The organism is Xenorhabdus sp. SGI240 (assembly GCF_040081915.1).
Lineage (GTDB): Bacteria > Pseudomonadota > Gammaproteobacteria > Enterobacterales > Enterobacteriaceae > Xenorhabdus > Xenorhabdus bakwenae.
This window is the reverse complement of the sequence record NZ_JBEBMB010000031.1, coordinates 1-12,625: the sequence shown is the minus strand read 5'-3', so window position 1 is coordinate 12,625 and position 12,625 is coordinate 1. Positions and strand designations below refer to the sequence as shown.

14 protein-coding genes are annotated in these 12,625 nt (G+C 36.7%); 1 reads left to right on the top strand and 13 read right to left on the bottom strand.

Features of this window, described 5'->3' with window-relative positions; genetic code table 11:
• Positions 1–297 precede the first annotated feature (297 nt).
• Entirely contained in the window at positions 298–891 is a 594-nt protein-coding gene (locus ABLA76_RS08485; protein ID WP_348987593.1) for an ATP-dependent Clp protease proteolytic subunit, read from the top strand.
• 20 nt (positions 892–911) lie between these two features.
• On the opposite strand, the gene ABLA76_RS08480 is transcribed toward ABLA76_RS08485, so the two are convergent.
• The 13 genes from ABLA76_RS08480 to ABLA76_RS08420 all read right to left on the bottom strand — a co-directional run.
• Positions 912–1,499 (bottom strand): GNAT family protein, encoded by a 588-nt coding sequence (locus tag ABLA76_RS08480; RefSeq protein ID WP_285808685.1) that lies wholly within the window; start codon positions 1,497–1,499, stop codon positions 912–914.
• Between the two features lie 14 nt (positions 1,500–1,513).
• Positions 1,514–2,941 (bottom strand): MFS transporter, encoded by a 1,428-nt coding sequence (locus tag ABLA76_RS08475; RefSeq protein ID WP_348987592.1) that lies wholly within the window; start codon positions 2,939–2,941, stop codon positions 1,514–1,516.
• A gap of 17 nt (positions 2,942–2,958) precedes the next feature.
• The gene (locus ABLA76_RS08470; RefSeq protein WP_348987591.1) at positions 2,959–3,882 is read right to left on the bottom strand and encodes an FkbM family methyltransferase; all 924 of its coding nucleotides are present in this window, start codon (positions 3,880–3,882) and stop codon (positions 2,959–2,961) included.
• A 22-nt stretch (positions 3,883–3,904) separates the two neighbouring features.
• Positions 3,905–4,900 (bottom strand): HEXXH motif-containing putative peptide modification protein, encoded by a 996-nt coding sequence (locus ABLA76_RS08465; protein ID WP_285808688.1) that lies wholly within the window; start codon positions 4,898–4,900, stop codon positions 3,905–3,907.
• Positions 4,901–5,906: 1,006 nt separating this feature from the next.
• Positions 5,907–8,171, bottom strand: coding sequence for a DUF927 domain-containing protein (locus ABLA76_RS08460; RefSeq protein WP_348987590.1), 2,265 nt, complete (start codon positions 8,169–8,171; stop codon positions 5,907–5,909).
• Positions 8,164–8,355, bottom strand: a complete 192-nt coding sequence (locus ABLA76_RS08455; RefSeq protein ID WP_285808693.1) for a host cell division inhibitor Icd-like protein — start codon at positions 8,353–8,355, stop codon at positions 8,164–8,166. The genes ABLA76_RS08460 and ABLA76_RS08455 overlap by 8 nt, the downstream gene beginning before the upstream one ends.
• A gap of 85 nt (positions 8,356–8,440) precedes the next feature.
• Positions 8,441–8,668 (bottom strand): ash family protein, encoded by a 228-nt coding sequence (locus ABLA76_RS08450; RefSeq protein ID WP_285808694.1) that lies wholly within the window; start codon positions 8,666–8,668, stop codon positions 8,441–8,443.
• 141 nt (positions 8,669–8,809) lie between these two features.
• Positions 8,810–10,021 (bottom strand): integrase arm-type DNA-binding domain-containing protein, encoded by a 1,212-nt coding sequence (locus ABLA76_RS08445; protein WP_348987589.1) that lies wholly within the window; start codon positions 10,019–10,021, stop codon positions 8,810–8,812.
• A 160-nt stretch (positions 10,022–10,181) separates the two neighbouring features.
• On the bottom strand, positions 10,182–10,559 hold the full coding sequence (locus ABLA76_RS08440) for a prepilin-type N-terminal cleavage/methylation domain-containing protein (RefSeq protein WP_348987588.1): 378 nt from the start codon (positions 10,557–10,559) through the stop codon (positions 10,182–10,184).
• The gene (locus ABLA76_RS08435) at positions 10,556–10,999 is read right to left on the bottom strand and encodes a YgdB family protein (protein ID WP_348987587.1); all 444 of its coding nucleotides are present in this window, start codon (positions 10,997–10,999) and stop codon (positions 10,556–10,558) included. Before ABLA76_RS08435 ends, ABLA76_RS08440 begins: the two co-directional genes overlap by 4 nt.
• A 23-nt stretch (positions 11,000–11,022) precedes the next feature.
• A complete protein-coding gene (locus ABLA76_RS08430) occupies positions 11,023–11,634 on the bottom strand; it encodes a prepilin peptidase-dependent protein (protein ID WP_348987586.1) in 612 nt (203 codons plus the stop codon).
• Entirely contained in the window at positions 11,631–12,137 is a 507-nt protein-coding gene (locus ABLA76_RS08425) for a prepilin peptidase-dependent protein (RefSeq protein WP_348987585.1), read from the bottom strand. The genes ABLA76_RS08430 and ABLA76_RS08425 overlap by 4 nt, the downstream gene beginning before the upstream one ends.
• Before the next feature lie 270 nt (positions 12,138–12,407).
• Positions 12,408–12,625, bottom strand: a 218-nt coding sequence (locus ABLA76_RS08420; protein ID WP_348987584.1) for a hypothetical protein, incomplete at its 5' end; no start/stop codon positions are given.

Sequence of the window (12,625 nt, the reverse complement as noted above, 5' to 3'; positions counted from 1 at the left end):
CCCAGCGGAGATTTACATCATCATAAATTAAAATTTTATAAATATTTCAGTTGGATAGATATTATCTCTAAACTGCCGCAAGATTAATATAAACAATTATCTATTAAAAAACTACATTTTTCGAAAATATATAAAAATAACAAAATGCCACGATCATGAAGACATATTTTTTGAAGCAACTCCAAAAATCAAGGTGGAATACCAGTTGGATAACCCATGATTTATTTGTTATAGTCCACACTTGAAACATCAAGTTAAGTATACTTTTACTCAACTCAAGTATAAGAGGTCTGTATCATGTTAGAAGAACCATCAAAAGATTCCCCTGAAGTTTCTAAAGAAATCCCCTATGAGCAAAGTAATTTATTAAAGTCTAGATGTATTATTATATCTGGTGAGATTAACCAAAAGTTAGCTGAAAGGGTAACAACACAACTACTGATTTTACAAGAAATAAGTAATGACCCAATAAAGATTTTTATTAATAGTCAGGGTGGGCATGTTGAAGCTGGTGACACTATTCATGACTTAATTAAATTTGTAAAACCGGAAGTATTTATAATAGGAACCGGTTGGGTTGCAAGTGCCGGCATTACTATTTTTCTTGCTGCTAAAAAAGAAAACCGCTATTCCCTTCCAAATACTCGTTTTATGATCCACCAACCTTTAGGAGGATACGAAGGAAGAGCATCTGATATTGAAATCGAAGCTAGAGAGTTTTTGCTCATACGTAGTCGCATAAATCAACTTATCAGTGATGCCACGGGGCAACCGATAGAAAAAGTTGAAAAAGATACTGATAGAAATTATTGGATGCGTCCTCAACAAGCTACTGAATATGGAATTGTGGGGCGAATAATAACTAAGTGGGAAGATATCAATCATAAATAATAAAGAGGGTGGGCGAAAGCTCACCCACTATATTTATGTTTTAAAAACATTGGTGCTTGCCACTCATCTTCCAGAATTGCGTATATATACATATCACTCCATATTCCATTTATATACTCATTTTGTAATAAGTGTGCTTCTTGACGCATTCCTAATTTTTCAACTAATTTTTTAGAACCTACATTCAAAACATCTAATCTTGCATAAATTCGATGACATTTAAAATATTCAAAACCAATATCTATTAATGCGCCTAACGCTTCTGTTCCTATGGATTTTCTTTGATATAATGGATGGAATATACAACCTATCTCCCCTTGTTGCGATTTTTTATTAATTAACCTCAACATTACCTCTCCAGCTAACTCATTAGTCTCTTGTATAATTACAGCAAGCCTTATCTCATCACCGTCATCATTAAATGCAGGGTTAAGAACTTTGTTAAATTGTTCCCTAATTTCACTATCTGTTGGAGTCGGGATGTATAAAAATTTATAAACTTCTGGTAATGAATGATAGCTATCATATTTGATGAAATCTTTTTCTTCAAATTTACGTAGAGTTAAGTGAGATGTAGAATACAAAATAGGAACATTATTTATTAGCATAGATGCCTCCTAAATTACTTATTTGTCAATTTATTAGTAATATCCCTTTCTTTTAGAAAAAAGAGACAAAATAATCCTGCCAGCAAAGTCAAGATAAATATAATTATGAACAATATTTGAAATGTTACTCTATAGGAATAAGAAACTATTTGAGTGCTATCGCTAATTGAGCTGGAATTAATATATATTGAAGTAAGTATATTTATCAATGACCCTACGAGTGTGATAGCAATGGCTTCGCCTGCTACCCGCATAGTATTAAATAATCCAGATGCTAATCCTGCTTTTTCTTGAGGAACAACGCTAACAGATAAAGCATCCATTAACCCCCAAGGTAAGGCATTACCAATTCCTATCAATGCCATAGCAAAAGATATTAACCAAATTTTTTCATATGTGGAGTTGATTAACATACATACACCAATGGAAGCTATAAAAAAACCAATCCCAGAAATATTATTAATTGGATAATTTTTAGCAAGACAACCAGAGAGAAGTGGAATAACAAGCATCGGTAAAGTTAAAGGTAAAATAATTATCCCTGTTTGAGATGCACTGAAATTGCCTCCAGTCATAAGCCACATTGGTAAATAAACAAAAAGTGATATATAGCTAAAAGCCATTAATAATGGTAATAATTGCACACCAAAGAATAAAGGTATTTTAAATAAAGATATATCGACTAATGGATTATCCGTATTTTTTTCTATAAGATAAAAAGCCATTATAAAAAGAGCCACAAAAAATATAATCACATAAATTCTTATATCACTAAACCCGATTTTTCCGCCTAAAATAAGTGCATATGTAAAAAGTATTAAAGCTAAAGTAAAAATAATAAGACCAATCCAATCTAGACGTTCGGCATTATCATTTTTTGATTCTTTAATTTTCCATTGTCCTAATGCAACAATTAGGATAGAAAAAATAGATATTCCCCAATAGAGTGATCGCCAACCCAAAAAGTCAATCATAAAACCAGCGATAATAGGGCCAAATGCAAGTCCGGCTCCAAAAGATGTACCTAATAATGAAAATGCAATAGTTTTGTTTTTTCCATAAAAATCTTGAGCTAATAAAGATGTAGCGGAGGTAGATACTAATGCACCACCTATACCTTCAAGCATTCTCATTGTAATTATGATGAGTAAATCATGACTTACAGCAATACATATAGATGAAAGGCTAAATAACACCAAACCAGTTATAAAACATAATCTTCTTCCAATATAGTCCCCTGCAACACCAGCAGCCATAACAAACCCACCGAATGCAATGACATAGGAATTTATTATCCATTCTAGTAAAAACCTATCTCCTCCTATATCATTTTTCACAGCATGAAGGGAAATTGCAGGGCCAGTAAATACCAAAGGTATCACAAATGCAGCACAGCAAATAATCATAAGCACATCATATCTTTTTTTTGCAAATTTTGTCATAATATTATATCAACATTCTAATACTGTATCTTATTAAAAAATAACTGAAAATAATCAGTTGAGTCAATTTCGAATTTATCTTCAAGGTTTTCATTTAGCCATTTCAAAAAGGAATTAGAATACTCAGTATTATTTCTTTTATCTATTATTGATATGGCTTTGTATGCAAAATCATACAACTCATAGGACTCTGCAAGAATTATAGCAAGAACGCAAAGTTTTTCACTAGACATAGCATCCCAATCATTAACATTCCTAATAAACAAGGCATCACTCCATATCCATTGATTTCCATAAATAAAAGGATCCTTGTTTATAGTTATAGGTTCCAAAGGTCTTGTACCATATCCCATAAATTTAACAAAATTAAATCCTTGTGAACGTAGCAGAATTTCTATTTCAGAGAATCTAGGCTGCCCTATATACTGTTCTACAAATTCAACTTCACATTCAATTACAAGAGTATTTTTAAGTTTTTCCAAAGAATTATATAGAGCAAGATATTCACAACCTTGAATATCAATTTTATATAAATCTATATATTTTATATCATCTATATCATCAAGTCGTTTTGTTTTAATAATTTGCTCATCCACAACCAACATCCATTCAGAAAAGGATTTGTATTTTTTCATTTCTTCTAAGTTAGGTATTAGAAGGGACGAACACCCGGGAACCTGACAAATAGACAGTTTATGTATACTTCCATCTCCAATAGCATATGGGAAATATTTAATGCTTATGTCCTTGTTTGTTTTTAATTTTTCGAATTCATCAGGATTAGGTTCAAAACCATAAATATTGAATGGATATGATTCAATTATTCCATTGTAATTATTTTCTGTCGTATCAAAATTAGCCGCACCTATATCTACTATTATTATATCTCTATTTTCTTTTATGATATTTTCATATAATTCAATAAGAGGTTTGATTGCCATATCTTATACACCCGTTCAAAGTTTATTCAAATGCCATTTCTCTTGTGCTATTCATTAATTTTTTTCCTAGTTCAGTTAATTTTGCATTTTCTAATATTATATTCCAACAATCATAAAACTTTTCTTCAAACGAAGCTGGATTATTGGCGTTATTGTATGCAGTATCAACTCGTTCTAAAATTGGATCATAATTATGATAAGTGCTTAATTTCTTTAAAATACGCATTGTTCTAGCAAGAACAAACATTGCGTGATATATTCCACTTAATGGCCTAGCTTCACGACGTAGTGGAGACTTATATGTGCCACTATCCTCGTTTAAAATTATTGGGTCAATAAAAAAAAGCATGTTTAAATGATTATGCCCAGCTTCATGAGCCAAATTCTCGAAATACCGAGTCCAAATTTGATTTTCTCTTAATTGACTCATTCTTATGATTCCAAATGTATTTAATGATGAACCAGCATTCATGGTAGGAGAATTAACAATGATAATATCTGTAATTAAAGAATCCAGCTCATCAAATAAGTCAAGATCAACTTCTTTCATTCTACTTAATGCTTTGTTAACAGCGTACGTTGAATTATCTAATTCTTTTTCTGACGGGGCATTTCCATCAAAATGATAACCATAAGTATTTATCATTCCATAATCACATGTATCATAATAAAATTGATGTAATGATTGTGTATACCCATTAGTGAATAGTCCTATAGCACGTGGTGACTGTTCAATATAATTTAATTCATTAAAACAATTCAATATATGTTTAATTAAAAATCCATCGTTATCTTCAATAGCTCTCAACAGTCTATTATGTAATACATGTATCATTCCACTTATTTTACTTTTTTTATTTAAATTATTTATTTTTTCTTCTGCTGACTTACAATTAAAACCGGAATAATTACATTGTTCGAAAATATATGAAAGACTATTAATAATACGCTCATTTATCTGTTCTCGTATTTTAATGTCTCTTTTTGCATCTGGGCGAGCATCATATATATCAAGCATAAACACCCCTATTAATAAGATATTTTTATATCAAATTATCAACATTGCTATGTTGATAATTTGCAATTAAATTCTTCCTAAAAAATACTGCCGCAAACTTTTCGCTTGCGGCAATAAATATGGATTAGTTTACCTGATCCATAATAGGTGTTACTCGATTTGCCGAAGCAGAAAAAATTTTCTTGCTATCAAGTTTTATCTTATTAGTTTTCTTGTCTTTTTTTACAGTATTCATAGTGTATCTCCTAAATTTAATATAGTTCATTTACTACTATAATTTACCAGAATATACTAATTAATGACAAAAACTGATATAGTTGGTGTATCTGGTAAAAGTGAGACTACCAGATAAAAACAGAACTTCAACATTTAAATAACAATATCGCGTGTATTTTTTTTGACTAGATAATAAAAACACATAACTTATTATTTTTTGATTTCAATTTGCGTTATAATTATAACGATTTATAATAATAAAATTATTATTCAATTTTATTCCTAACGAATTATTATTAGTGAAATATTATCTAAATTAAACTTCAAGTAATACAATAGATTAAAATCATACTGACGCGCTGCGCTTGTCTTCTCCTATTTACCGGGCTAATGAATTAACCCGGTAAATAGGAGAGCTGAAAAAATAACCGTTACTATCGATTATCTTTATACAATTGCACAAATCTTCACGGGATAACGGGATAAATGACATATTTATTATATATTTCATATGGTTGAACTATCCCACGTTATCCCAGCTTATCCCGTGACAGGACGTTATCACTTTTAATTCATTTAAATTCAATTAATTACAACCCGCCAAAGAAGAATATTTTTCGGGATAACCTCCACTATCACAATATTACTTTATTTGTAATTACACTATGTTACGGGATAGAGCGGGATAACACGGGATAATTTAAAAAACTATAACTAACTGATATTTATTAAAATAAATCTCTCTTATCCCGATATCCCGTTATCCCAACGTTTTTTAATCCTAAGTGAGTTAATCTTCATCCCTGAAAACCAGTACGACAAATCGCCCCTGAGTCCCATTCACTGAAATAGTTTTACTGATAAAGCGGTCTTTTTCAGCTTTAACCAACATTCCAGCCTCTTCTAAGGCTTCAAAACCCGATTTATTCTGCAATCCCTGCAATATCTCTGCTTCAAATACACTGGGGATAATATGGTATTCCGCCTGTCCATCATCACGACGGTTGTTCACCAGATACCCGGCAAGATCATTAATTCTCATGGCGTGTGACGTATCAATATCACCGTTTGGCCTGCCGTAGGTGTAAGGCTGGAAGCGTGAAAGTCCGTATTTCTGGATAAAGTCACGGGTACGGGTAACAACCTGATATTTTTCCCGGTTCCCGATACCAAAATCCGCTAACCAGTCATCGAAACTTTGCTTTATCGCCGCATGACACGCTTCTTTACTCCAACCAGTGATATGGGTTGCCAGCTCTCCGGTGGCGTCCAGTAACGCGAAACGAACGGCCACACGCTTGACTTGAGCTGAGGCTTCTTCTGGCAGGCCATCAAGCCATTCTTTCTCTTTACGGGCAATAAGTTCGATAGCCTGCTCCTGATGCTCAGACAACCATAAAATCCATTCACGACCGGCTGCACCACAATAGCGTTTAGATTCTCGCTTGATTGCCCTTGCATGGGAATCACCGTCTTCATAACCATTGAAAAATTCAGTATCAATAAAGGGCACACTAAGCAGCCTGACGAGCTGTCCGGCCTTGGGCGTGATCCCGCCTTTGATCAGGAAGGTTTCTAAATCTTCCTCGCCGGTTGAAAGGGCGGCAATTTTCCAGCGGATCACGGCACGGTTCCCACCTTCGCGTTTTCCCTGAATCTTACCGACACCGTTAAACAGGCTGTAAGCACTGTTAGCGACTTCCTTCGGGTTGGAGCTTTGCCCGATTTCGTCAATGGGCATGAAACCATCATTACGGGCGGCGGCTTCGTTATTTAAGCCGTGGTTAGTGCCGTGCCATGATAACTTAAGTTCTTCGGGATCGCCGTATAAGCTGCTGGCAGCCTCAACAGTAGTGGTTTTACCTGCTGAGGATTGGGCAAATAAATGCACACCAAAGCAGCTACCGCCTGTCAGTGAGTTAAGCGGGGCAGACAATCCTACCAGTACGCCCAGCATCATTGAGCGGTTACCTTTCAGCAATGAGGCAACGTGTGTTTTCCACTGTTCGGCGGTTCCTCTGACTACATAACCGGCAATCGCAGATGTGCCGCCACTGAACGCGACAGGCATATAAGGCTGGCCGATGATTTCACCGTCCGGCATGACATACGCCCCACAATGCCAGCCAGCTTTCTGTGTCACAATCCATTCACGGCGATCGCCGCTGCGTTGCAGGTGTTCAGCCAAAATGGGCAACAGACTGTTTTTTACGGTAATGTTCATGCCCCGTGAACGTAATCTAGCCCAACCTACAGGCATCCCTATTTCACGGCGCGGTAGGGCTTCAACGATACATTTTCCCGAGCCTTCCTGGTGGAGCTTAATAATGAGATAACCTTCGCTGCCATCGTTGCCAATACCCACTATCTCCATGTAATCACTGAGCCATTTTTCAACTTCGACGATCTCGCCGCCTTGCTCTTTGGGTTCAACCCAGTAAATACCTTTCTTACGGATATCAACATGGGGCTTTAACTGATCGTATTCTTTCTCACGGAATTCATCTGAATGAATGGTCGCAGACCTTGCCACTGGCACTTTCTTTTCCACCTGATATAACCCATTACTGAATGCCTGCTTTGTTACCTCAATGCCGTGACGTTGGCGATAATCGTCCCAGTCAGCTTTATGCTCTGTAGGCGGCAACGTGATCCAGCCATTAACCGCTGCATAAAGAGCGTGGTAAACTTCATGGTTGATATCACAGGCCAGTGACAGCAAATCATGCAATTCTTCCGAACAGTGTTGGCTGGCCTGCTCAAGAATGATTTCATATAAAGAAGTGCATAACCCCGCACGAAACGAGGATTGACCGAATGGATCTCTTTCCCGGCGTACAATGTAATTGACTAATTTATTCACCTGGTTCTGTGGGACGTGTTTCAACAGATCACGATAAACCTCCTGATGAATGCCGTGTGCCAATGCAATCAGATTATTTAGGTTGATTTCGCAGCGTTCATCCTTAGCCTTTTTGGTAATGAACGTGAAAAGTGAGATCCCCAGACCTGCACGATACAGAGCCTGTTTTAATGAGATAGGTTTATTACTCATTGTGTGCCCCCTGAACAGGCAGACGACCAGCAAATAACAAAATATAGTTGCGAACAAGCGTCATTCTTGCATTGTGTTCATTGGATGCGGTTGTTTCTATACGGCAAGGTATTGCGGCTAAATATGAACATTTTATGCTCAAAAACAGGAAATTAAAGTGAGTTTGGGTAGGGGTAGCCATCATAACGACGATCTCCTTTTCTTTTTCTAAGGAGTCACCGCGAGAGGTCTCAATCTCTGTGGGGGCGGTGACGCTGACAGGGTTGAGACTACTGGTAGAAAAGGGAAACCAGCCAGCCCGAAGGCTGCCCCATCAGCATCACCATTGAATTCGTATAGGCAAATAACGCCTTATTATTAAATAAAAGGTGCTGTGATACTACGACATAAAAAAAGACGCTTGGCGCGTCATGTATCGCCTTTTCTATTATCAGGGTCTCAATCCTGACACCAGATTTTGCTGGTGCAAGAGCAATATAGCCAATGCTTAATGACAAAGTAAAGAGATAATGATTACTATTTTTGTAACGGTTATTTTCTTGGGTAGTGAAATCGCCTGTTACAGCTGCGTGCTCTGCTCAGCACATATACAAAAAAACCAGCCCTTTTACTGGCTGGCTCTGTCTGTTGTTGGCGGTCTATGCTCGCTTAAATTTTCCGTGTACGACATTATTACCGTTCTCTAATGCTTCCATATAGTCAGCATACCATTGAAGCATTTCCCTGCGGCCATCAATATACTGAGCGTGGTTATATGTGCCACGAATAGAATTCTTATCAACATGAGCAAGCTGTGTTTCGATCCAAGCAGAATTATAGTTTTGTTCGTGCAAGATAGTGCTCATGGTGTGACGGAAGCCATGTCCTGTAGCTCTTCCTGCATATCCAATGCGCTTAATTAATACGTTTACTGTCATTGCACTCATTGGTTGAGCTTGATTAATCCTGCCCTGAAAAACATATTTCCCTTGTCCTGTAATGGGTTTTATCTGTTCCAAAATATCAATAGCCTGTCTCGATAATGGGATAATATGAGGGCGGCGCATTTTCATTTTTTCGGCTGGTATCTCCCATTGAGCTTTATCAAAATCAATTTCTAACCATTCAGCTTTACGCAATTCACCAGGACGAACACCAATAATCATTTGTAAACGCATTCCCATCTTTACGATAAAACTCCCTGTATACGCATTTAAAGCCTTATAGAATTCATGTATCTCATCAGCATTTAAAAATGGGTAATGTTCCTTTTTATGTGCAACAAAAGCAGACACTAAATCAGGTGCGGGATTATATTCAGCTCTTCCTGTAGCTACTGCATATCGCCATACTTCCCCACAGCGTTGGCGAACCTTTTGAAGTTTTTCTGTCGCTCCCCGATCATTCAACCTCGATAAAACAGCCATAAGTTCCATTGGCTTAATCTCAGTAATCGGTCTATTGCCTATATAGGGAAAAACATCTTTTTCAAATGTTTCCATCATTTCTATTGCATAAGAAGCTGACCATCTGTCTTTGCGCTTTTCGTACCATTCAAGAGTTATATTTTCAAAGGTGTTTGCTATCTGGTTTGCTACGGATATCTTTTCTGTTTTTCTTACTTCACTGGGATTAAGTCCATTAGCAACTAGCTTTCTTGCTTCATCGCGTTTGGTTCTGGCTTCGGTGAGTGTTACTACTGGATAAACGCCTAATGAAATCATTTTAGTTTTACCCGCAAATTGATAACGATAACGCCAGCCTTTGGAACCATTGGTATCAACCAATAAAGATAGCCCATTGCCATCCGCCAATGTATAGGTTTTTTCCTTTGGTTTAGCTCGCTTGATTGCCAAATCTGTCAGCTTCATAAATCACCGATATTGTATAGAAAAGTTGTGTAGGGAAATTCTATACAAAATACTATACAATAAATTGCAGATATTTAGAAAGACAGCAGTAGACAACAACAGAACAAAAACAATGTAACAAATTGATTTTTATTTAATTAATTTACTTTAGTAGACTATATTAGATGTCAGTTTTATGCCTCCCACTGGTACAAAACCAGCGTTCTAATTTACTTGGTTTATTGTAATGTACTGTCAACTTAATCGTTACCTGATAGCACCCCCAAGAACGAAATTCTTGTTGAACTTCCACTTTCCAGCCTCGCTGTATAGCTGCCTCTTCTTCTTTTTTCTTCAAATCAATCTGGCCTGCCAAACGTTCATACTGTTCCAACTGATTATGGACATACCGTACTGCTTTAAGCTGCCCCCAATATTGTTGAAAATTAGCGGACAGTGCTTGGTGGTAACGCATTAAACCCAATAAAGAGATCGCAAATACGGCAGATGCAATCATGACTTCAGGTAAACTCATCCCCTCTTGTCTTCTGGTTTTCATAAACAAAATTCAGCCTGAGCAACAGGGCAAAAATCCAACCAACCGCTTTCAATAGGAATAAGTGTATCTTGATTTAGAGGTTTCATCTGTTTCATCCATTGATAAAGTTCAAGCTTTTCCCCGGATGCAAATTGAGCAATCCCTTTTAATAAAAAAAGATTGTCTGAATAGTGTTTTAGGCAACTTTTCAAATTAAATTCAGTATGTTGCAGACAAACCCAAGCCCCTATTTCTTGCTGATTGATCTGCCACGACTGTGCCTTGCCCCATATCAATGATGATTCAGCCCGCCAAAAAGCCTGCAAATAATTTTGTTCATCCATCATCATAAGCATCGCACTTTCCTGTTGATAATGGAGCGCTTTCAACATCATCAAACTCAGCGCCAATAGCATCATTATCGATATCAGCAGAATATTTCCCTGTTGTTTCTCTGCCATCTATTTTTCTTTCCTTGATATATTTATCCCCTGATATTACGCAGCCGAATTGTAGCTTGATGGCGGTACACAATTGATGGGGATTTCAACCAATGGGCATCAATGAACAAAGTGATAAAAATCACCCTACCTTTTGCTTGTGATTTCTCAAGATGAAAGGTATCAATGACAATCTCTTTTGGATCAAATAGCCTTTCCCAACCACTTTCCTGACAATCGCCTGCTCCTCTTCCCCACTCAAGTGCTCGGTTATTTAAACGATAACCAAAAAACTCAGACTCAATGTGTCCCGGTTTTTCCCATTGATTATTTAAATTGAGATCAAAAGCAACAATAAAACAGGAGTTAGTAATTTCTGTATTTTTATTGTTAATGACCAATGGATCACCCTTGCACTGTTCTCTATCCCGACAATAACCTGCCCGCCGAATATCTTTCTCTATCAAATAAGTCGTTCTGTTCACCAAATAATGCAATCTATATTTACGATAGAGATCGAGAATTTGGACTGATAAAACCGGATACGTTTTTGTCATAGCAACAAAAATCACGCTACTGATTAGCAGAGCTACCATTATTTCCAACAATGAGAATCCTGCCTGTTTTTGTTTAAAATAAAAGTTAGTCAGAATCATGGGGTTTTTATGCCCTCACAATTAGGAAACGAGTTAATTGTATTACTGCATGTCCTGATTCGCCCACGTCCAGAAACTATGATACTCATGTCACCTGCCGAGTTTGCCAGCATGAAACTGGCTGGCATTGCTGTATTTCTGATCCCGTAAAAATCAATGCGATCAGTCGTAGAAAATGACAAAAATACATCTTCATGAGGGGAATCAACGCGTTCTCCATCACCTTCATCACAAGCAACGATTTTGGTGACAGACGATATCAAACACCAGGGCTGTCCTGTCACTAACCATAAGGTACGATCCTGATTTAAATAATTGGCTAAAGCCTGCTGCCTTTCCATAAAAGACAACACATTATGTACCGCTGATTGCAAACGCAGGCGGCTTTGATATTTCCCCCAATGATACAATCCCCAGGACAAGCTAATAGAAATGATGAGCATTGCTATCATTAATTCTAATAAAGTAAATCCATTGCTATTGTTAATGTTTTTATATTCCATTATTTTCTGGCGTCTATATTCAGCTCAATTTTTCTCAAGGGGAATATCGACTATTAGAAACTAAATGAACAGTGCCACGATTTAATTATGCGAAGCGCTTTGAAGGGAAAATAGATATTTTCTTTTGTTGCATTTTAATTGCAAGATAGATCACAAAATTAAACCTATATTTTCACCGTAGAAATAAAAAAGAGCAGAATAACTATCTACTCTTCATAGACAGGATCTTAAGAATTAAGTCTTTCAAAACACGCATACAATGTTTTGTTTTTACATGATTTTTTTTGTGATGTTTTGAAAGCGTTCCGGCATAAATATTCTTGCGCTTTTTCCAGCCAAAAATACGTTTCCGACCACGCTGTTTGGAGCAGAGTTTCTATAATTGGTCTGAGCCAGATGTCTGTATTTTGGGCTGCTTTGAACAATGAGACGGTAGAAAATAACTGGCTTGCCAACGAACGCCTGAGCAGCAGTGCCAGTAAACTGAG

Bases quoted from the DNA above. Each gene is read 5' to 3' on its own strand.
- ABLA76_RS08470 (WP_348987591.1), bottom strand. From the start codon at position 3,882: ATGGCAATCAAACCTCTTATTGAATTATATGAAAATATCATAAAAGAA.
- ABLA76_RS08460 (WP_348987590.1), bottom strand. From the start codon at position 8,171: ATGAGTAATAAACCTATCTCATTAAAACAGGCTCTGTATCGTGCAGGT.
- ABLA76_RS08475 (WP_348987592.1), bottom strand. From the start codon at position 2,941: ATGACAAAATTTGCAAAAAAAAGATATGATGTGCTTATGATTATTTGC.
- ABLA76_RS08485 (WP_348987593.1), top strand. From the start codon at position 298: ATGTTAGAAGAACCATCAAAAGATTCCCCTGAAGTTTCTAAAGAAATC.
- ABLA76_RS08430 (WP_348987586.1), bottom strand. From the start codon at position 11,634: ATGATTCTGACTAACTTTTATTTTAAACAAAAACAGGCAGGATTCTCA.
- ABLA76_RS08455 (WP_285808693.1), bottom strand. From the start codon at position 8,355: ATGATGGCTACCCCTACCCAAACTCACTTTAATTTCCTGTTTTTGAGC.
- ABLA76_RS08445 (WP_348987589.1), bottom strand. From the start codon at position 10,021: ATGAAGCTGACAGATTTGGCAATCAAGCGAGCTAAACCAAAGGAAAAA.
- ABLA76_RS08425 (WP_348987585.1), bottom strand. From the start codon at position 12,137: ATGGAATATAAAAACATTAACAATAGCAATGGATTTACTTTATTAGAA.
- ABLA76_RS08480 (WP_285808685.1), bottom strand. From the start codon at position 1,499: ATGCTAATAAATAATGTTCCTATTTTGTATTCTACATCTCACTTAACT.
- ABLA76_RS08435 (WP_348987587.1), bottom strand. From the start codon at position 10,999: ATGGCAGAGAAACAACAGGGAAATATTCTGCTGATATCGATAATGATG.
- ABLA76_RS08440 (WP_348987588.1), bottom strand. From the start codon at position 10,559: ATGAAAACCAGAAGACAAGAGGGGATGAGTTTACCTGAAGTCATGATT.
- ABLA76_RS08465 (WP_285808688.1), bottom strand. From the start codon at position 4,900: ATGCTTGATATATATGATGCTCGCCCAGATGCAAAAAGAGACATTAAA.